Origin of the sequence: Synechococcus sp. R55.2 (genome assembly GCF_047462075.1) — a bacterium.
Lineage (GTDB): Bacteria > Cyanobacteriota > Cyanobacteriia > Thermostichales > Thermostichaceae > Thermostichus.
In genome coordinates, this window is sequence record NZ_JANSIH010000113.1 from 1 (window position 1) to 20512 (window position 20512).

General features: G+C 59.3%; 16 protein-coding genes. 8 read left to right on the forward strand and 8 right to left on the reverse strand.

Features of this window, described 5'->3' with window-relative positions; translation table 11 throughout:
• Together NW838_RS04175 and NW838_RS04180 are read right to left on the reverse strand one after the other, a co-directional pair.
• A partial coding sequence (locus NW838_RS04175; RefSeq protein WP_414427552.1) for a D-alanyl-D-alanine carboxypeptidase occupies positions 1 to 1051 on the reverse strand: 1051 nt, incomplete at its 3' end.
• A 198-nt stretch (positions 1052 to 1249) separates the two neighbouring features.
• Positions 1250 to 1630, reverse strand: a complete 381-nt coding sequence (locus tag NW838_RS04180; RefSeq protein ID WP_414357087.1) for a hypothetical protein — start codon at positions 1628 to 1630, stop codon at positions 1250 to 1252.
• Between the two features lie 356 nt (positions 1631 to 1986).
• Here NW838_RS04180 and NW838_RS04185 point away from each other — a divergent pair, with 356 nt between their 5' ends.
• The gene (locus tag NW838_RS04185; RefSeq protein ID WP_011433855.1) at positions 1987 to 2433 is read left to right on the forward strand and encodes a Fur family transcriptional regulator; all 447 of its coding nucleotides are present in this window, start codon (positions 1987 to 1989) and stop codon (positions 2431 to 2433) included.
• A gap of 201 nt (positions 2434 to 2634) precedes the next feature.
• Entirely contained in the window at positions 2635 to 5079 is a 2445-nt protein-coding gene (locus NW838_RS04190) for a M48 family metalloprotease (RefSeq protein ID WP_414427553.1), read from the forward strand.
• Positions 5080 to 5130: 51 nt separating this feature from the next.
• Here the strand turns inward: NW838_RS04190 and NW838_RS04195 are convergent, their stop codons facing one another.
• A complete protein-coding gene (locus tag NW838_RS04195) occupies positions 5131 to 5574 on the reverse strand; it encodes a phosphomannose isomerase type II C-terminal cupin domain (protein WP_011433853.1) in 444 nt (147 codons plus the stop codon).
• A gap of 193 nt (positions 5575 to 5767) precedes the next feature.
• On the opposite strand from NW838_RS04195, the gene NW838_RS04200 reads away from it, so the two are divergent.
• The 4 genes from NW838_RS04200 (at position 5768) to NW838_RS04215 (ending at position 11302) form a co-directional block, all read left to right on the forward strand.
• Positions 5768 to 6151 carry a 2Fe-2S iron-sulfur cluster-binding protein gene (locus tag NW838_RS04200; RefSeq protein WP_414357085.1) on the forward strand — a complete coding sequence of 128 codons (384 nt, stop codon included), beginning with the start codon at positions 5768 to 5770 and terminating at the stop codon, positions 6149 to 6151.
• A gap of 470 nt (positions 6152 to 6621) precedes the next feature.
• Positions 6622 to 10584 carry a magnesium chelatase subunit H gene (locus NW838_RS04205; RefSeq protein ID WP_414427564.1) on the forward strand — a complete coding sequence of 1321 codons (3963 nt, stop codon included), beginning with the start codon at positions 6622 to 6624 and terminating at the stop codon, positions 10582 to 10584.
• Positions 10585 to 10686: 102 nt separating this feature from the next.
• The gene (locus tag NW838_RS04210) at positions 10687 to 11061 is read left to right on the forward strand and encodes a DUF6883 domain-containing protein (RefSeq protein ID WP_414330567.1); all 375 of its coding nucleotides are present in this window, start codon (positions 10687 to 10689) and stop codon (positions 11059 to 11061) included.
• A 40-nt stretch (positions 11062 to 11101) separates the two neighbouring features.
• The gene (locus tag NW838_RS04215; RefSeq protein ID WP_414419053.1) at positions 11102 to 11302 is read left to right on the forward strand and encodes a hypothetical protein; all 201 of its coding nucleotides are present in this window, start codon (positions 11102 to 11104) and stop codon (positions 11300 to 11302) included.
• Between the two features lie 28 nt (positions 11303 to 11330).
• On the opposite strand, the gene NW838_RS04220 is transcribed toward NW838_RS04215, so the two are convergent.
• From NW838_RS04220 to cphA, 3 genes are all read right to left on the reverse strand, one after another.
• Positions 11331 to 12161: a prepilin peptidase gene (locus tag NW838_RS04220; RefSeq protein WP_414357766.1), complete on the reverse strand. Its 831-nt coding sequence runs from the start codon at positions 12159 to 12161 to the stop codon at positions 11331 to 11333.
• 149 nt (positions 12162 to 12310) lie between these two features.
• Complete coding sequence (locus tag NW838_RS04225) at positions 12311 to 12511, reverse strand: hypothetical protein (RefSeq protein WP_011432545.1); 201 nt, start codon at positions 12509 to 12511, stop codon at positions 12311 to 12313.
• Between the two features lie 322 nt (positions 12512 to 12833).
• Entirely contained in the window at positions 12834 to 15530 is a 2697-nt protein-coding gene (gene cphA, locus NW838_RS04230) for a cyanophycin synthetase (RefSeq protein WP_414427554.1), read from the reverse strand.
• Between the two features lie 257 nt (positions 15531 to 15787).
• On the opposite strand from cphA, the gene NW838_RS04235 reads away from it, so the two are divergent.
• Both NW838_RS04235 and NW838_RS04240 read left to right on the forward strand, forming a co-directional pair.
• Entirely contained in the window at positions 15788 to 18064 is a 2277-nt protein-coding gene (locus NW838_RS04235; protein WP_414427555.1) for a ComEC/Rec2 family competence protein, read from the forward strand.
• An 87-nt stretch (positions 18065 to 18151) separates the two neighbouring features.
• Positions 18152 to 19138 carry an ABC transporter substrate-binding protein gene (locus NW838_RS04240; RefSeq protein ID WP_414357763.1) on the forward strand — a complete coding sequence of 329 codons (987 nt, stop codon included), beginning with the start codon at positions 18152 to 18154 and terminating at the stop codon, positions 19136 to 19138.
• A gap of 126 nt (positions 19139 to 19264) precedes the next feature.
• Here NW838_RS04240 and NW838_RS04245 read toward each other — a convergent pair whose 3' ends face one another.
• Positions 19265 to 20044, reverse strand: coding sequence for an exonuclease domain-containing protein (locus NW838_RS04245; protein ID WP_414357762.1), 780 nt, complete (start codon positions 20042 to 20044; stop codon positions 19265 to 19267).
• Between the two features lie 76 nt (positions 20045 to 20120).
• Positions 20121 to 20396: a hypothetical protein gene (locus tag NW838_RS04250; RefSeq protein ID WP_414357761.1), complete on the reverse strand. Its 276-nt coding sequence runs from the start codon at positions 20394 to 20396 to the stop codon at positions 20121 to 20123.
• Between the last annotated feature and the right edge of the window lie 116 nt (positions 20397 to 20512).

Below are 20512 nucleotides of genomic sequence, written 5' to 3' on the forward strand. Positions count from 1 at the left end.
TCATCCGGCCAAACCACACGGCCCCCTGCGCGGTTGGAAAAACACCCCACAAGGAGCGGACCCTCATAACGGGGCCCGACTTGGCAATTAGGATCCCTGGCAACAGACGCCGCTCCAACACTCCCACATCTTGGCCAACGACGGCAAAAGCATCCGCCAGAGTGAGCCCCTGCTCCTCCAGAAGAGACTGGATGGCTTGAAGCATAGCTACATTGGCCCGCGGCGAAATGCGGTTTTCCACCCCCAACCCGGAGCCGTTGATCAGTTGCAGCTCTTCTGCCGGGATCCCGGCGATGGCCCGGGCGATTTGGGCCACTTGGTCTGCTCCCCCCACCGCATCGGCCAACATCTCGGCCATGGAGTTGTTGCTGTAGAGGTTCATCAGCTTGACCAGGTGAATGAGGGGGGGCGATTCATGTCTGAGCAAAACCTGAGCGCCGGGCGGGATCTGCTGGGCAACCCGCACCGAACCCAAGATCTCCACCTGCGGTCTGGGTGTGCCGGGGGGCAGGGTTGAAAATTGGACCTCCGCTTCTGGTGGCCAACGCCGCGCATCCAGCCCCTGCCGCAACAGGGATCCCGATTGCGCCACATCCCGGGAAAAGTTCATGTAAAAGCGGCCCACCACCACCAGATCCCCGCGCACCTGGCGGATCCCATAGGCATTGAGCAGGTTGCCGACGGAGAAGGCTTCCTCCCAGACAAACAAGGGATCCTCCCCCCCCAGAACCCAGAGATCCCCCTGTAGAACTCCCTCAGCAGTTAAGGGGCCAGTGGCCAGCCAGGTGGTAACAAAGCGGTGCTGCGGGCCAAAGTGCTGCAAAGCGGCCAGGGTCGTTGCCACCTTGGTCAAAGAAGCAGCCGGCAAGGGTGTGGATCCCTGATGCTGTCCCAAAACAAGGATTCTGTCCCGCTGAGGCGAAGGATCCTCCATCTGCAGCCAAACCCCCTGAGCTGTGGGCGAAAACCCCCGACCGGCCAACTGAGCCAGATAAGTTTCCACCTGAGGTTGCAGGGATCCCTGCTCCGTCGCCTGAGAAGTGGGAGACAAACTCAGCAACAGAGTGGCCGCCGAGAGCAGCCCAACCCAGCTCGAAACCAGCCGCCTACCGGGCCAGCCCCACAGATGTCGTTCGTGCCGTGGCGTCAGCGTTGCGGAGCAACAGTGTTGTGTAGCACCATGGGGTGCCGCAGGCATAGCACTTTTCACGGAAAACACCCTCTAAACATCCCGGCAACCGAGGGGGCATCAGCTCGTCAATTCCCAGCCACCCTCTTCCACAGGCTCTACATCGATGGTGCCGGGGGGTGTTTGCCGATAAAAACGTCCGTCTGCAACAAACAGCGGCTCTCCACAATTGGGGCAAAAGAAACGGCTGCCCTCGACGGCTTGCGATTCCGACCCACACACCGGGCAGCGATCGGTGGTAATCCAGCGGCGCGCCCACCAGCGAAAGGCCAGGAGCACCAATACCGGCAAGGACAGCAAAAACAGCAACAGAGCCACCAATCCGGCGACCAGCCACCCCAGCCCGACACTGGTCAGCAAAGCTGCCAACGCCAGGGATCCCAGCCAGAACCCCCAGCCACCCAGAGAAATGGAATAGGTTTTGGGCTGCTCAAACCGCATTTTCGTTTTCCTTCCCCGATCACTACGCTTGCCAACGCTGTCAGGATGCCGCGGGCCTTTTCTTGAGTATGTTAGCCTAGGCGCGCCCGAACACCAGAAACAGTCCGCCACATGGCTCTGCTCTGTAGGCTAGCTCATCCCGGATGGATGAGGGATTGGGTTTCCCGCACCCTTCCCGAGGCTCTCCCGGCAGCCCATGCGCCTCAGTTGCGTCCCTGTTCTATTGGGCCTGAACTGAGCTTGAACGATGTCTTCAGCAACCAAGTCGGGTGGTGTCGTCATAAATGAAGTTATTATCAATTACAGAACTTATTGACTGTTACGGCGACGTTGCCCAACAGCGGAGGGGCGGCATCATGGTCTACACCGAAGAGGCGTTCAAGGCAGAGCTCAATGCCAAAGGCTGGCGAGCCACTCGGCAGCGGGAGATCATCCTGCAAACGTTTCAAAACTTGCCTGAGGGCACGCATCTGAGCGCGGAGGAGTTGCACAAAAAGTTGCGGGAAGAAGGCCACAACATTAGCCTTTCCACCATTTACCGCACCGTCAAGCTGATGTCCCGCATGGGCATTTTGCGAGAACTGGAACTGACCGAAGGGCACAAACATTACGAGATCAACCAGCCGGCCCCCCACCACCACCACCATCTGGTGTGCGTCAAGACCAACAAGGTGATCGAGTTCAAAAACAACGCCATTCTTAACATCACCCAGAAGGTGGCAGAAAAGTACGGTTTCAAAGTGTTGGATTGCCAGCTCACCATCATCGGCATCAGCCCGGAGGGGCAGCGCTCGATTTTGTAGTCAAAAGTCCCTAGGGCTCAGGTTCTGAGGCTTTCCCAGCAGGGGAACCGTACTGGGCTGGGGAAGGATGGGGATCCCGTCAACGGGAGGAAATGCCAGAATAGCTCCCGTGAGGCCAATCGGCAGTCGGCAACCGAGGCAACAGTTGAATGGTTGATGAATAGTTGATCTTCTTCACCCCACTAGATCCGGGAGAGGGCCATGAACGAACAGGAAGTGGTGCAGTGGCTGGAGCAGGCGCTGGCCAATCCCCGCCTTAGGTTACAGGCCAAAGCCCAACCGCTCCGGGACAGCCCCAAGGCTTATGCCCTTGTCATTATGATCAACCGTCCTGCCGGCCTTGCTCTCAACTATGAGGAGTTGACGGCCTGGTTCCAGAAGGCGATTCCCACTTGCTACCCCCAAGTCAAACGGTTGGCCCTCTACAGCCGCCCCATGGGCCAGCAGGCTGCCGACTGGAAAACTCAGGTGAGGCTGGATCCGGAGCCGGCGACAGACAAGGTGGATCCCGGTCGTGTTTGCCGTGGAGAGCCCGTTACCGCTACGCGACCCGCTCGCGCACCCCGCCGTGGGGCGGCGTACCCGGAGAGGGCGGCTCTAAGCCGCCACTGCTTTGTCAGCAATCGCCAGTTGCTTACCGCCGACCTTCCTCAGCCGCCTGGTTTGCTCCGCCAGGCGGTTTTGGGTTTTCACGGCCTCACTTCTGGGCAAAAGCAGGAGGTTCTGCCCCTCCTGCCCACCTTGTTTCGCAATCCCAGCGCCGTCTCGACGGTGATGTTATCGGTGGAAGCGGCCTTGTGGCTGGAGCCTCTGAAAAGCCTGAATCCTCACGAGCTGCGTCTACTGAGCGTTTGGCTGAGCCGCTATTGCTTCAACCCCAGCCGCACCCTAGCGGAATTGGATCCCGCCACCTCAGGTCTCAAAACTGGGCAAACCAAGCGCAGCTACCGCGCGCCTCAGGTGGGGGTCTCGCTAATGTTGGCCAGCTTTGCCGGCAACCTGACGGCGGCCTCAGGTGTGACCCTGAGCCTGCTGTTCGGTATGGTGTTTGTGCTTTTCCTGACCGTCTTGGGCAGCTTAGAGGGGGGATTCTCTCTGGGCTCTTTCATCTTCGCCATTCTGCTCACCCTCGCCTTCAATGCCCTGATCTTCTTTTTGTCCCCTTGGCTGATGGACTGGATCCAGCACAGCCTCTATGGCACCGAGTGGGTGAGCTTGGCGGAAATCGGGCGTCGCAGCCCAGAGAGTGCAGAGGTGATTCAACGGGTTTGCCGCCAGTACAAGCTGAAGCAGCCGAAGCTGGGGCTGATCCGCGACCAAAACCCCACTGCTTTTACCTACGGCAGCCTGCCGGATACGGCCCGCATCGTCGTCAGCGAAGGGTTGTTCACCTACTTGGAAGATGAAGAGGTGGCTACGGTCTATGCCCACGAGCTGGGGCATGTGATCCACTGGGATTTCGCCGTCATGACCCTGGCTTCCACGCTGGTGCAGATTCTCTACCTTCTTTACGTCTACATGCGGGATGCGCGCGACAACGGCAAAAGGGGCAGCCTCCGCTCCCTGGCCTTGGTCGCCTACTTTTTCTATGTGGCCGGCTCCTACTTGTTGCTGTATCTGTCGCGGGTGCGGGAGTACTTTGCCGACCACTTTGCTGCCGAAACCACCGGCAACCCCAATGGGCTCTCGCGGGCTTTGGTGAAAATTGCCTACGGCATTGTGCAAGAGGGAGAGCGGGAGCGGGATGAGGAAACCCGACAGCGCAGTGCTCGCCTGCTGGAAGGAACGCGGGCTTTGGGGATCTACGATGCCAAGGCGGCTGTTACGGCGGGGACGGCCTACCGGGTTGCCTCGGATCCCGGCCAGGTGGGCAGGGTATTTTTGTGGGATCTGTTTAACCCTTGGGCCTGGTGGATGGAGCTGAACTCCACCCATCCCCTCACGGGCAAACGGGTACGGGCGCTGAGCACCTATGCGGAGCAACTGGATCTGCCGGTGGAGTTCGATATGGCCAGCGTGGTTGCCCAGGGCAAGCAGCTCAACCGGCAACAGCTCTACGGGAACTTTCTGCTGGATATACTGCTGTTGAACGCCGAGTGGCTGGGGGCAATCGCGGGGGCACTGCTCGGGATCCCGGCCTTGCAGGTGGGCTTCTATGAAATGTTTGCCGGGCTGACCCTGATGGGGGTGGGCTTGGGCCTGCTGCTGAAGATGACGGTGATGTACCCCAGTCTGGAAAACCCGCCGGCGTTGACCGTGCTGAAGGCGATGAGCAATCCCTACGCCAGCCCTCTGCGTGGGCTGCCAATGCAGTTGGAAGGGCGGGTGATTGGGCGAGGGGATCCGGGCTATCGCTTCGGCTCCGATCTCAAGTTCCAGGATGAGACAGGGATGATCTTCCTGCGCTATGCTTCCCGCTTTGGGCCGCTGGGCAACTTCCTGTTTGGAGCGCGCCAGGCAGGGGGGGTAATCGGCCAAGAGGGATCCGCAGTGGGGTGGTTCCGACGGGGGGTGGCCCCTTACCTGGATCTGGCCCGCTTTCAAAGCCGCCATGGCCAGCTCATCACCAGCTACCATCCCTTCTGGCAAGCTGTCTGGGCTGTGCTGTTGTTGGTGGTTGCCCTGCTGGCAATGCTGCTGTTCTAGAGGATCCCGATCCTCAGTAGCCAAAAGCTTGCCTAGGCCATTTGAGATTGGCTACTTTTGCCCACCGTTGACGCGGGCGTAGTCGTCGCTGAAGCGGACGATATCATCTTCGCCCAGGTACTGGCCATTTTGCACCTCAATAATCACCAGAGGGATGACGCCGGGGTTTTCCAGACGATGCTTGGTGCAAGGGGGCACATAGGTGGATTGGTTGGCCGTAATGAGCTTTTCTTCGTCTCCGCAGGTGACCTTGGCGGTGCCGGCAACGACGATCCAGTGTTCGCTTCGATGGTAGTGCAACTGCAGGCTAAGGCGATGCTTGGGCAAAACCACGATCCGCTTGATTTTGTAGCCAGGGCCCTCTTCCAGCACTGTAAAGCTCCCCCAAGGCCGACTTTCAGCATTGCTCTCGATCAGCTTGTTGAGGGTTTCGGCAGAGAGGGAAGGCGAAGGTTTTTCCGGTGAGGCCAGATTGGCATTGGGGGTTTCCAGCATGAGATGCTCTCCTTGGGAGGCCTACCTGTAGCTTATCTCAACAACCAACTCGAAGTCTGTTTGTTTATCTTTAGAACCACCAACAGATCGGCTTCAGCTCCTGGGGATCCCCAGCCAATTCGGGCTTGCCAGGGCAGTGGCTAGAATCCTGTGGAATCATGAATAAAGATCTCTGCAAAAAGGCCACTTCTCGATGCGTCCTTTCTCTTCTGTCCCTTCTTACCCGGTTCACATCCATGACCGCCAACGGGACACCCACTATCTGATCCAGGTGCCGGCGGATCAATACATTTTGGCCAGCGCCGAGGCCCAAGGGATCCAACTGCCCTTTGCCTGTCGCAACGGCGCCTGTACCACCTGTGCGGTGCGGGTACGGCGGGGATCCCTGTATCAGCCGGAGGCAATGGGCATCTCGCGGGAGTTGAAGGAGCAGGGGTATGGGCTGCTGTGCGTGGGCTATGCCCGCTCGGAGCTGTGGGTAGAAACCCAGGATGAAGATGAGGTGTACGAGCTGCAATTTGGGCGTTACTTCGGCCAGGGGCGGGTAAGGCCAGGGATCCCCATCGAGGATGAGTGATGTCTTCTTCGGCACCGGTTTTGTCTCCCGAGTTGTCGCCGGATCCCTTGCCCTCTCAGCCGAGGGGCTGGCTGCTGGCAGCAGCGGCGCTGATCCCGGTGAATCTGGCCCCCAGCTTACTCTTGGCTTTGGTGGGGACGATCCAGGGTTATACCCGCTGCGGTGGCCGGATCCTGCGGGATCCTCTATTTGGACTGGCGGCTCTCCTGAGCCTGGCTGCGGTGGGAGTGGCCCTTTGGGGGGAGGATTGGCGACTGAGCCTGCCGGGGATGTTCAACTACTGGCCTTTTTTATTGATGCTGCCGGCCTTTGCCGCTGTTCTGGCCGATCGCGTCAGCGGGACGGAGTCCTTTCGCGTCAGCGGGACGGAGTCCTTTCGCGTCAGCGGGACGGAGTCCTTTCGCGTTAGCAGGACGGAATCCTTTCCCCGGTTTACCCAATTTTTGCATTGCACGACGGAGAGCGACCGCATGTTTACTCTGGTTAAGCCCATCACCCGCCACGTTACCCCTGCCGAGGTAGGGGATCGCCGCTTGATGAAGGTGGTGTATGTGGTGTTGGAGCCGCAATATCAGAGTGCCCTGACCGCAGCAGTGCAGCACATCAACGCCCACAACTCCAAGCTGGCGGTGGAGCTGTCCGGCTATCTGGTGGAGGAGCTGCGGGATCCCGCGGGCTATGAGGCTTTTCGGCGGGATCTGGAAACGGCCAATGTCTTTATTGGATCCTTGATCTTCATCGAGGACATTGCCCAGAAGGTGGTGCAGGCGGTAGAGCCCCTGCGGGAACGGCTGGATGCGGTGGTGGTGTTTCCCTCCATGCCGGAGGTGATGCGCCTGAACAAGATGGGATCCTTTTCTATGGCGCAGCTGGGACAGTCCAAGAGCGCCATTGCCCAGTTCATGCGCAAGCGCCAGCAGGGATCCAACTTCCAGGAGGGGATGCTGAAGCTGCTGCAGACCCTGCCCAAGGTGCTGAAGTATCTGCCCTTCGACAAGGCGCAGGATGCCCGCAACTTCATGCTCAGCTTTCAGTATTGGCTGGGGGGATCCCGCGAGAACCTGGAGAACTTTTTGCTGATGTTGGCGGATCGCTACCTGCCGGGGATGCGGGATCAGGTGCAGTTTGCCGAGCCGGTCACCTATTTGGAGATGGGCATTTGGCACCCCCTGGCACCCCAGATGTTTGCCAGTCTGGCGGAGTATTTGGATTGGTACAACGCCCGCGAGGATCTGCCGCAGGACGTGAAGGATCCCTTGGCTCCCTGCGTGGGGTTGGTGTTGCAGCGCACCCACCTGGTGACGGGGGATGATGCCCACTACGTGGCCATGGTGCAAGAGCTGGAGTCGCGCGGGGCGCGGGTGGTGCCGGTGTTTGCCGGGGGTCTAGATTTCTCCAAGCCAGTGAACGAGTTTTTCTGGAACGCGCAGAAGACAGCGCCCATTGTGGATGTGGTCGTGTCGCTAACCGGGTTTGCCCTGGTGGGGGGGCCGGCGCGGCAGGATCACCCCAAAGCAGTGGAAGCGCTGCAACGGCTGAATCGCCCCTACATGGTGGCGCTGCCCTTGGTGTTTCAATCGACGGAAGAATGGGCCAGCAGCGATCTGGGCCTACACCCGGTGCAGGTGGCTCTGCAGATTGCCATTCCCGAGCTGGACGGGGCCATTGATCCCATCATCCTCTCAGGGCGGGACGCGGCCACCGGCAAAGCCCATGCCATGCAGGATCGGATCGAGCTGATCGCGGCGCGGGCCATTAAATGGGCCAATTTGCGGCGCAAGCCCAAGCTGGAGAAGAAGATCGCCATCACCGTCTTCAGCTTCCCACCGGACAAAGGCAATGTGGGGACAGCAGCCTACTTGGATGTATTTGCCTCTATTCACCGGGTGATGCAGGCCCTGGCCCACAACGGCTATGACCTCGGCCCCGAGCTGCCCAAAACCCCGCAGGAGCTGATGGAGTCCATCCTGCACGATCCCCAGGCCCAGTACGCCAGCCCGGAGCTGAATGTGGCCGCCAAACTGTCGGTGCGGGAGTACGAGGCGCTGACACCCTACGTGAAAGCCATCGAGCAATACTGGGGGCCAGCGCCGGGGCACCTGAATACCGATGGGCAAAATCTGTTGATCTACGGCAAGCACTTCGGCAATGTGTTCATCGGGGTGCAGCCCACCTTCGGCTATGAAGGGGATCCCATGCGGCTGCTTTTTTCCAGGTCAGCCAGCCCTCACCACGGCTTTGCCGCCTACTACACCTACCTGGAGAAAGTGTGGGGGGCGGATGCGGTGTTGCACTTTGGCACCCATGGATCCCTGGAGTTCATGCCGGGCAAGCAGATCGGCATGTCGGGCGAGTGCTATCCGGATAATCTAATTGGATCCCTGCCCAACCTGTACTACTACGCCGCCAACAACCCCAGTGAGGCCACTATTGCCAAGCGGCGGGGCTACGCCTGCACCATCAGCTACCTGACGCCGCCGGCAGAAAACGCCGGCCTCTACAAGGGGCTGCAAGAGCTGCGGGAGCTGATCGGCTCTTACCAAAGCCTGCGGGAAGGGGGGCGCGGCATTCAGATTGTTAACACCATCTGCGACAAGGCGCGGCTGGTGAACCTGGATAAGGATGTGGATCTTCCTGCGGGGGATGCTGCCCAGTTGAGCCTGGAGGAGCGGGACACGGTGGTGGGCAAGATCTACGCCAAGCTCATGGAGATCGAGTCGCGGCTGTTGCCCTGTGGTCTGCACGTCATTGGAGCGCCCCCCACAGCAGAGGAGGCGATTGCCACCTTGGTGAGCATTGCCAGCATCGACCGCCCGGAAGAAGGGATCCTGGGTCTGCCGCGCATTCTTGCCCAAAGCCTGGGCCGGGACATCGACGAGATCTACCGCAACCGAGATCGGGGGCACCTGGCGGATACGGAGCTGCTGGATCGCATCAACAAGGCCTGCCAGAAGGCGGTGGCGGCGCTGGTGCAGGAGCAGACCGACGCCCAGGGCCGGGTCGCGCGGGTGGCCAAGCTCAACTTTTTCAACATGGGCCGGCAAGCCCCCTGGTTGGCAGTCCTAAAAGAAGCGGGCTACCCCCAGGTGGATCCGGATCTTTTGAAGCCTTTGTTTGAGTTCCTGGAAGAGTGCCTCAAGCAAATTACCGCCGACCAAGAGCTGGGATCCCTGCTGCGGGCCTTGGAAGGGGAGTACATTTTGCCGGGGCCAGGAGGGGATCCCATCCGCAACCCCAATGTGTTGCCGACAGGGCGCAACATCCACGCTTTGGATCCCCAGTCCATCCCCACGGCAGCCGCCATCCAGTCGGCGGAGATGGTGGTGGAACGGCTGCTGGCTCGCGAGATGAGCAGTAACGGTGGCCGGTACCCGGAAACCATCTCGGTGGTGCTCTGGGGCACCGACAACATCAAGACCTACGGGGAATCCCTGGCGCAGGTGCTGTGTTTGCTGGGGGTGCGACCCAAACCCGATGCCCTGGGGCGGGTGAACAAGGTGGAGCTGATCCCCTTGGAGGAGCTGGGCCGTCCCCGAATCGATGTGGTGGTGAACTGCTCTGGGGTATTCCGGGATCTGTTTGTTAACCAGATGGACCTGATCGACCGGGCGGTGAAGCTGGCGGCCGCAGCGGTGGAGCCACCGGAGCTGAACTTTGTGCGCAAGCACGCCTTGCAGCAGGCAGAAGAGCTGGGGCTGACCCTGGAACAGGCGGCGACGCGGGTCTTTTCCAATGCGTCTGGCTCCTACTCGGCCAACATCAACCTGGCGGTGGAAAACAGCTCTTGGGAAGATGAAAGCGAGCTGCGGGAGATGTACCTATCCCGCAAGTCCTTTGCCTTCGGCTCCAACCTGCCCAACCAGCAGATGCGACAGCTCTTCGAGGCCAGCCTGAAAACGGTGGATGTGACCTTCCAGAACCTGGACTCCTCGGAGATCAGCTTGACGGATGTCAGCCACTACTTTGACTCGGATCCCACCAAGCTGGTGCAGAGCCTGCGCCCGGATGGCAAAGCCCCCTCTGCCTACATGGCGGATACCACCACGCCCAACGCCCAGATCCGCACCCTGAGCGAAACCATCCGTCTGGACGCCCGCACCAAGCTCCTCAATCCCAAGTGGTATGAGGGGATGCTCAAGCACGGCTACGAAGGGGTACGGGAGATCGCCAAGCGGTTGGTCAACACTTCGGGCTGGTCGGCCACGGCAGGTGCGGTGGACAACTGGATCTACGAAGAAACCAACGAGACTTTCATCAAGGACGAGGCGATGCGGCAGCGCTTGATGAACCTCAACCCCCACTCCTTCCGGCGCATTGTCGGATCCCTGCTAGAGGTGCATGGGCGCGGCTACTGGCAGACTTCCCAGGCCAATATCGAGCGCCTGCAGGAGCTGTATCAGGAGATCGAGGACAGAATCGAAGGGGTGGAGTAATTAATATGGTTGTTTCAGGTTAGCGTGAGACGTCTGGGCTACTGTTCGCGCCAGCGGGACGGAGTCCTTAGACCTTACGTGAAGTCGGCAAAAGCTGCAACCATGGCCGGATCCTTGCCCAGGGCTTCTGAAGCAGCAGTGGATCCTGCCAAGTTCGTTGATTACTCTATGAATCCAGCTAATCCTGGAAATCAAGGCAAGTGGATTGCCTTTGCAGAGCTTGGCTATGATGTCAGTACACCAGAGGGAAGAAGGGTGGGATTTGCTCACATTCTGCAACAGGTTACTGCTGCTCTGCCTTGCGCCTTAGCCGGGGATCCGTTTCCAACACCCTATGGAAGCCGCTATCGAGTCAAGATTGAAATTTTGGGCCTCAATCAGAAAAAAGGCACTTTAGTGACCGTGTGGCAGGTTGATAAGGAAAGTTTAATCCCTCGTTTGGTCACCAATTGGCTAGAGGTACACAATGATGAGTAAAACCACTTCTAGAATCAAGCCATACAGTAGAGTCAAAACTGTGGCAGATGTCAAGGAGTATTTCAGCGAGACCACTATTCCTGCTGGAACTCAGGGATCCATTGTGGAATGTTACTCAGATCCCACTGAAGGCTATGCGGTTGATTTAGCGGTTCCGGATTTGAGCTTGGTAGGAGGTTTTCGATATTTTAATCTCATTCTTTTTCCCGATCAGTTTGAAGTCATAGATCCCGAAACATGAAGTATCCAATGTTGAATGGACGTTCCCTCTACCCCACCAATCCGGCCCAGCGTAGGTAGCCCTCCACCAGTTGGGATCCGGCCAGAGCCGCTACCCCTCCACCCAAGGCCAGGTAGGGGCCAAAGGGGATGGGTTTTCCCAGGCGGGCTTGCCCCAAGCCTATAGCCAGCAGGCTGCCCACCAGGCCAAACCCGCAGCCCAGCAGCAGGGTGACTGTCACCCCCTGCCACCCCAACCACATGCCGATCACAGCCAACAGCTTGCCATCTCCCCCACCCATGGCCTCCCGCCGCAAGACCCACTGGGCCAAAAGGCCAATCCCCTCCAACAGCCAGAGGCCCAGCACAGCTCCTGCAATCCCTGCCACCAGTGACAGACCCGTAGCAGCCAGGGATCCGGATCCCTGTAGCCACGGCAGAGCCAGGCGGGCCAAAAGCCCCACCACCAGGCCTGAACGGGTCAGCTCCTCCGGCAGCAAAAAGGTATCCAGATCGATGAGCGCCAGGGCCAACAGCCAGCTCAACAAGACGCAGGTGAGGATCCCTTGGGCAGAAAACCCCAAAGCGCCGATGCTGAGGGCAAACAGGCCCATTGTCAACGCCTCAACGGCAGGGTAGCGCCAGCTAATCTGCGCTCCACAATGGCGGCAGCGACCGCGCAGCAACAACCAGCCTAGGATGGGAATGTTCTCCGTCGGGCCCAGCGGCGTCTTGCAGCTTGGACAATGGGATCCGGGATAGAGCAGAGAAAGGCCCTGCGGCAGGCGATAGACCACCACGTTCAAGAAGCTGCCCACACAGGCCCCCAGTACCAGTACCAGCACCCAGCCCAGTAGGTGCAGCTCCCAGGTGCTGTTCACATCAGCGTTGCTTAGCCACATCACGCGAGCGTTGCGCAGTAGGGGAGAGCCTTGAGCGTGGCAGCGATTCCCATCGCGTCGGCGGGACGGAGTTCCCAAAGGCAGAAGAGGAAGGGGGGATCTGCTCTGTCAGCGTAGCTCCTTGTGCCTCACCGCAGCGGCTCCAATTGCTGCAGCGGAATAAAAGTTTCCTGGGGCAGCAGGATGGGGAACTCGGAAAAGATCAGATCCCCTCGCAGGGTACGGCGGTGAATAACTACCCCCCGCGGAGGTTGCTCCAGCACTTCCGGTCGATACTGCAGATGAAATTGATAAATCTGGCGAGCCGCTTGAAGCAGAGCGCTGTCCATGAGCTGTTTTCCTTGCCAAATTCACAACTACCCTAACGACATTCCCATCGCGTCGGCGGGACGGAGTCTTTAGACCTTTTGGGATCCCCAAAGTTCTGTCTGCCATCCCTCAGACTTTTTTAGAACGGTTAAGGCTTCTGAAAAGCCGAGGATCCCCTGAGCCGAACACCTGCTGCTTCCCAAAAGACAAGTCACCCGCCCCCGCCAGCCTAAACTTAGGATATCGCCGCCGAGGACTTATGGGTCACCTCCGCCCACTCAATTCTCGATGTCTGTCCAGGAATGGAGGCCATAGAGCACTCTGGAGTTGTCGGCAGCCAGCCTAAGACAGTTTGACGTCAGGGCTGGGGGAGATCAAATCTGGGCCGATGCTGTAGGAGGAGCCACGGTAACTGGGTTTGGGATTGAGCTTGTCTTGAAAGCGGGTGATGATCTGGATGGTGCGCTGTACATCCGCCGGAAAGATCACCACCAGGTCTCCGGGTTCGGCCTTTTCCAAAGCGGTTTCGATGGCAGTTGCCTCATCCAAGATTTCCTGCAGACGATCCCCTGCCTTTTCCTGTTCCCAACCCTGCCGGATTAGGGCGGCCACCTCGCCTGGTTCCCGTCCTCGCCGGTCATCATCTTCTTTGACAATGGCTCGGTCGAACATGCGCGCTGCCAAGACTCCCAGCTCTCGTAGGTCGCTGTTGCGCCGATCCCCAGGCCCGCCGATAACCCCAATTTTTCGTTGGCAATCCCAGCGCTCCAGGGTACTTTGAATGGCTTCGTAACCTGCTGGGTTGTGGGCATAGTCCACCAACACCTGGTAGCCCCCTACATCAAACAAGTTGAGGCGACCGGGGGTCTGGGCTACAGAACTGGTGAAGGTGCCCAGCGCCATGCGGATGTCGTCGATGGAAACCCCGTGCAGGAAGGCTGCCAAAGTAGCGGCCAGCACATTTTGGATCATGAAGCTGGCCTTGCCAGAGAGGGTGAGGGGAATTTTGGTTACATCTTCTATGCGCAGTTTCCAGCCCCGTTTCAAAATTGAGATGTGGCCCTCTTCATAGACAGCTGCTATGCCCCCGGAAGCAATGTGCTTTTGAATGAGGGGATTTTCCGGGTTCATGCTGAAATAGGCCACTGTCGCCTTGACATTGGCGGCCATGGCGGCCACCAGACCATCATCGGCATTCAAGACAGCGTAGCCCCGCTCGTGTACCGCTTCCACCAAGACGGATTTGACGCGGGCCATGTCTTCTAGGGTTTCGATATCCCCCAACCCCAGGTGATCTGAGGTTACGTTGAGCACCACGCCAATATCGCATTCCGGAAACCCCAGCCCCTCTCGCAAAATGCCGCCTCGCGCCGTTTCCAGCACCGCCACTTCTACGGTGGGATCCCTGAGCACCAGGCGGGCGCTGTGGGGGCCGGTCATGTCTCCCTTGGCAATTTGATGGTTTTGGATGTAAACGCCGTCGGTGGTGGTGAAGCCGACCCGCTTGCCGATGCCTTTGAGGATGTGGGCGATCAGGCGGGTGGTGGTGGTTTTGCCGTTGGTGCCGGTGACGGCCAGGATAGGGATGCGGGTGTGGCTGCCGGGGGGAAAGAGCATGTCGATGATGGGCTCAGCCACATTGCGCGGGATCCCTTCGCTGGGGGCCAGGTGCATGCGCAAACCCGGAGAAGCGTTCACCTCGACAATGCCGCCCCCGGTTTCGTTGACGGGCTGGGCAATGTCCGGGCAGATGAGGTCAATACCCGCCACATCCAGGCCGATGATCTGAGCTGCCCGTTCGGCAATGAAGGCGTTGTAGGGATGGATGATATCGGTGCAATCGACGGCAATGCCGCCGGTGCTCAGGTTGGCCGTGGACTTGAGGGTGCAATGTTCTCCTTCGGGCAGCACGGTATCCAGGGTGTAGCCTTTGCTTTCGAGGATGCGCAGGGTCATGTCGTCAACGCTGATTTGGGTCAGCACGTTTTCATGGCCAAACCCCCGTCGCGGATCCCTGTTGACTTCGTCGATCAGCTCTTGAATGGTGGAGCGGCCATCTCCCACCACATAGGCTGGGATCCGTTTGGCCACAGCCACCAGCTTGTTGTTGATCACCAGCAGTCGGTAGTCATCCCCCACCAGGTGCTTTTCCACCAACACCACATCGGAGTATTGGCTGGCGGCATCGTAGGCGATCTCGGCGGCTTCCAGGCTGGTGATGTTGACGGTGATGCCCTTGCCGTGGTTGGCGTTGAGGGGCTTGATCACCACCGGAAAGCCCCCGACATCCTCGATGGTGGCTGCCAACTCGCTGCGGCGACGCACCGTATAGCCCTTGGGCACCGGGATCCCCATGTCCTGCAGCAGCTCTTTGGTGGCCCGCTTGTCGGCGGCCAGGTCGGTAGCAATGATGCTGGTTTTTTCAGTGGTGGTGGCTTCGATGCGCTTTTGGTAGACGCCGTACCCCAGTTGCACCAGGGATCCCTTGTTGAGGCGCAGATAGGGGATCCCGCGCAGGGCGGCCTCGTCCAGCAAAGCTTGGGTGCTGGGGCCGAAGCGGACGTTCTCTCGGATCTCTCGCAACTCTTGAATGTCCAGTTCTAGGTCGCGGCGGTAGTCTTCTCCATCCACCAAAGCCTGACAGAGGTAGACTGCAGCTTTGGCCGCAAAGCGCCCGGCCTCTGCCTCTTGATACTCGAACACGACGTTGTAGGTGCCGGGGGTGGAGGTTTCGCGGGTGCGGCCAAAATCCACTTTCATGCCGGCCAGGGTCTGCAGTTCCAAGGCCACATGCTCCACCACATGGCCCATGAGGGTGCCCTCTTCCACCCGTTGCAAGAATCCCCCATAGCAGCCGCGGGAGCACTGGTGTTCCCACAGTCCCGGCAACAGGGCCTCCAACCTTTCTTTGAAACCCGGGATGGTGTTGGTGGGTCGCTCCTGCAAGTCTTCCAGATCAAGCCGCATTTGAATCAGCTTATGACGACGGATGCTCCAGTAGTTGGGGCCACTGAGAACGCGGATGGATCGGATGCGCATAGGGTCTAGGGGAAACAGCGGGGAAGGGGACAGATAACTTAGGGTCGTTTTAGGGTCGTTTTCAGGATGCCGGCGCAGGAAACTGCCAAGGACTACATCCCGCTGGCGCGACCAGCCCTAATCTACACTCCCTTTGCCAAGGTCGAGAAAGAGTATCCTTTAATACAATTCTTTCGGCAGGCGAGCAAGGTTAAGACAACGCAATGGATCCCGCTTGACCACATCGGTACAGTGGGGGGCAGACGGGTCTGCGGCACATGGAAAGAACCTATCTGCTGGGGTTGGGCTGGATCTTGGGCCTGCTGGTGCGGGCTTGGCCCCAGGCTGCCGGGTGGGGCTGGGGGATCCTGCTGGGATTGGGGCTGGCGGGATCCCTGCTGTGCCGGCGGCAACCGCGTCTGGCCCGCACTTGGCTGGCGATGGGTCTGGTGGGGTGTCTGGCTTGGAATTACCTGGGTTGGCGGCAGCCTTTTCCCGGGCCGACGGATATCAGCCTGTTGGCCCCCCAGCAGCAGATGAACTTGGTGGGCACCGTCCTCTCGGAACCCCGTCCCACCCGCAGCGGACGGCTGCAATTTTGGCTGAGAGCAGAGCAGGTGCTCAACGCCGACTCCACGGCCCGCCAGGTCAGCGGCAAGCTCTACGTCACCACCGGCCCTGAGGCCCTCCAGGACAAGGATCTCCACCCCAACCAACGGGTGCGCCTGACGGGATCCCTGTACCTTCCCAGTCCGGCCTTGAACCCAGGCAGCTTTGATTTTCAAGCCTACCTGCAGCGCCAGGGAGCTTTTGCCGGCTTCAGCGCCCGTGAGGTGATCCTGCAGCCGGGGGGAAGAGGTTGGGGGGGCTGGGTGTTGCGGCGGCGGGTGCGAGAGGCGTTCGTTGCTGGATTGGGGGAGCGGCAGGGGAATCTGTTGGCTTCCTTGGTGCTGGGATCCCGGGCCGCCCAATTGGATTTCGACTTGCAGGATGCCTTCCGGGAAATCGGCATGGCCCATGCGCTGGCCGCCTCTGGGTTCCATGTGTCGCTGTTGGTGGGGGTGGTGTTTGTCCTAACACGGCGGTTGGCGGTGCGCCTGCAGCAGGGGATCATTCTGGCAGTGCTGGGGCTTTACATTGCCCTGACGGGGTTCAGCCCTTCGGTGTTGCGAGCGGCACTGATGGGGGCAGCAGCCATGGTGGTGCTGACGGAGCCGCGCCTGGAAGGAAAGGTGAAGCTCAATCCCCTGGGGACGCTACTGGTGGCGGCAGTTTTGCTCTTAATCTACGAGCCGCTGTGGATTACAGACCTGGAGTTTCAGCTCAGCTTTGCCGCCACCCTGGGCCTGCTGGTCGGAACAGCCCCAATTGTTTCCCGGCTGGACTTTTTGCCTCCGGCTGTGGCCACCGCCTTGGCCGTTCCTCTGGCCGCCCAGATCTGGACTTTGCCGCTGCAGGTGGCCATCTTTGGCCGCATCCCCACCTATTCACTGCTGGCCAACCCGCTGCTGCTGATTCTGCTGGTGCCGCTGCTGGTGGCGGGGTTCGGGGTGGCCTTTGTGGCTTTACTCTCTCCAGGGCTGGGATCCCTGCTGGCAAGGCCCCTAGGGCTGCTTCTCACGCCTTTGATCAACTGGGTGAGCTGGATAGCCGGTTGGCCCTTCAGCTCCTACTACACCGGCGGAGTTTCTCTGCTCCAGTGCTTGCTCCTCTACGGCGCGCTGGTGGCCCTAACCTTTTGGCCGCGGTGGCAACGGGCTTTCCGCTGGCAGGGCACTGCCTTGATCCTGGTCGGGATCCTGTTGGGGCCGGGGTTGTGGCCGGGGCCAGCCGTTCAGATCACCGCCTTGGCCAGTGGACGAATTCCCATCCTGGCCATTCAAGCGGAAGGGCGCCACCTCTTGCTCAACAGCGGGGATCCCCGTTTGGCAGAACGCACGGTGTTGCCCTTTTTGCGGCAGCGGGGCCTGCGCCGTCTGGATGGAGCGGTGGCCATGACCTCCGCCGGCTCTGCCAATGGCGGCTGGGAGATCCTGCTGTCGGCTTTCTCCAAAGGAGTACGTCCCGCCAACGCGATTGGGCAATTCTGGGATGGGGGAGGGGCTAATGCGGCTTCCGAAAGTTACCTGCGCTCCCTCAGTGCTGTGCAAGCTGCCGGGATCCCCTATCGAGTGTTGCAGCCTGCCGACCGGATCCCGGTGTCGCAGCGGTTGAGCCTACAGGCCATCCACACCAACCCCCTGGTGTTGACTTTAGAAACAGAGGGATCCCATTGGCTGCTGCTGGGCTCTGCCGGCACCCATGTGCAAGCCGAGCTAACCGGATCCCCGCTGATGCCGGCCCAGATCGACTGGCTGTGGTGGGACGGAGGATCCCTGATCCTGGATCTGTTGGAGCGCTTTCAAGTGCAGGCGGGCATCAGCTCTGGCCCTGTCAGCGAAGCAGTGACTGCCTGGTTTCGGCAAAAACAACGGCCCCTCTACGTAGCCGATCGAGCTGGAGCGGTGAGCTGGTCGCGACGGGGGGTGCAAACCCTGAAGGCGCAATTGGACTGAGCCGTGCTGTAGCCTGAAATACAGACTCGATGGGTTGCAGAAAGCAACAATCAATTGTTCTTTTCTCAATCCATCCAGAAGCCCAGAATGATGAAACGTCGCGATCTCTTGAAATACGGAGCAGCTTGTTCTGCCGCGCTTGCTCTGCCGGTGCAGCAGGTTCGTCGCGTAGAGGCGGCAACCTCCATGTCCTTTCAGTTTGATTGGAAGTTTAACGCCCAGTTCGCGGGCGTGTTTGTGGGGATCGATGCCGGTTTGTACGCAGAGAAGGGTATCGCACTTGAGCCTCGGCCCTGGTCGGATGGGGTTAATGTGGTTGCCGAGGTAGCTATGGGCAAGGCTGACTTTGCCTGTGCCGAACAGAATCTCATTCTTGCGGCTCAGGCTGATGGTGCCTCTGTCAAGGCGATTGCGACAATGTTTAAGGCCTCACCCTATGGCCTGATGACCACCCCGAACCAGTCACTTTCTAGCCTGGCCGATCTGCGAGGCAAGCGAGTTGGTGTACATCTGGATGGGCTGAAGATCATGGCGCTGGTCAAGGGGGTGAACGGCATCGAAGATATCGAGGTGGTGGAGATCCCCTACAGCAACAAGTACGAACGTGTTCTATCGGGTGAGTTTGCCGCTGTACAGTGCTACGTGATCGACGAGCCCATTGGGGTTGCGAAGCAGTTCGGCGTTGAACCAAAGGTTCTCAAACTTTCGGATCACGGCCTCCTCTCGACAGCACAGACCATCGTAGCCTCGGAGGCGACGCTGGCCGATAAACCTGAGCTTGTTCGTGCCGCTATGGCAGCAACTTTCGAGGGTTGGAAACGGGCTCTAGCCGATAAACCCAAGACGGCAGCCATGATCGTAGAAAGGTTTGTCCCTGAGGGATCCCCCTACAAGGATGTTGCCTATCAAACCCGTACTCTTGAGCTTCTCGATCCCTATGTCACTGCAGGGGGCCGGTTGGGCGAAATCGATCCCACTGTTTGGAAGAAAGCAGCGGAACTCATGATGGAATACGGAATCCTGGAGAGCTTGCCTGATCTGACCTCAACTCTGGCTCCTGGCTTCGTCAGCTAAACTCTTCCTTGGCAGATGTAGCCCAAAGTTCGGGTTCATAGTTAGTATAGGATTATACCAAATTGTGTGGCCAAGGTGTGGGTTTGGAGGGCCCCATTCGTAGGATCGTCGCCAGACCATTAGCCCTCAATCCGCTGCCTCAGCCGCAACACTTCTTTCCGCCAAGGCTTCCACCTCGTCACGGCGATACAGATAGGCTCCGCTGCGGCTAGCGCGTGCCATTAGCCCCGCAGTTTCCATCTGTGCACGGGCTTCGCGAGTAGAACAGCCCAAGATTTGTGCTGCTTCGCTAACTGGGATCCACTGCCGCCCAAAACGGGCCAATATTTGTTCTTCCGGTTCACAATACACCTGCTGCAATAGCCGCTCTGCCAGCAGCCAACAGGCCAAGGCATCGGCTGCGGCTCGGTGGGAGTATTTTCCCCCCGCCACCAGCGGCCCACCCAACTGCAACTGAAAATGTTCCACCAAAGCGGGCAAACTGCGGGAGGGCAAATCCGGCAATAACAGCCGTGCCAACTGTAGGGTGCAGAACTGATCTGGTTTCGGTCGGACAAATGGGATCCCTAGCCGCCCGTATTCCATTTGCAAAAAGCCGTAGTCGAAGGCGAGATTGTGGGCCGTCAGCGTTCCTGACTCCAGATCGGCTTGAATTTCTGGCCAAATTACCGCCGGGTCAGATCCCTGGGCCACCATCTCGGGCGTAATGCCTGTCAATCGCACAATTGAGGGGGGGATGGGAATGCCGGGATCCAACAACCAAGCCCTGTGGTCGAGAATACCTTGCTCTAGACTGGCCTTGAGCAGTGAAATTTCGATGACCCGTTGCCCAGGCACACAGGATCCCGTGGTTTCCACGTCCACAACCGTCAGGGTCTGGTGACGCAAGCGACGATAATACTGCAAAAGTTCCCGAGAGCGCACAACCGGATGGAGACAAAGACCAACCCCATCTTCGCCCGCAACAGGGATTCTTATACCCCTACACCTGCAGCGGTTCCCTGAAACAAGCGGGCAGTTGCCAGCACATCTCCAGCCAGTTTTTTAGCTCTTCCGGTTGGCCCATGAGGCTCATTTCCACCAGCAAAATGGCGGCCCGGTCGGCGGCGCCTTTGGATCCGAGACGAATTAGGGCAGACAGGCTCTCTTCCCGCCAGCAGATGGATACCCCCTGCCGGATCAAGGCCTGGGCGGCAGCGGGAATGCACGAGGGTGGCACCTGGATGTCTCGCCGCTCGTAGTCGACAGTAGGTAGCATGAACGGCAACCCAAATCTTTATTATGTTTTAATCTTCTTCCCTTTTCGCTTGTCCGTCACGGGTCTTTGCAAAGTATGAAGTGATCTTTTGTGAACTTTGTAGAGAACTCGACATC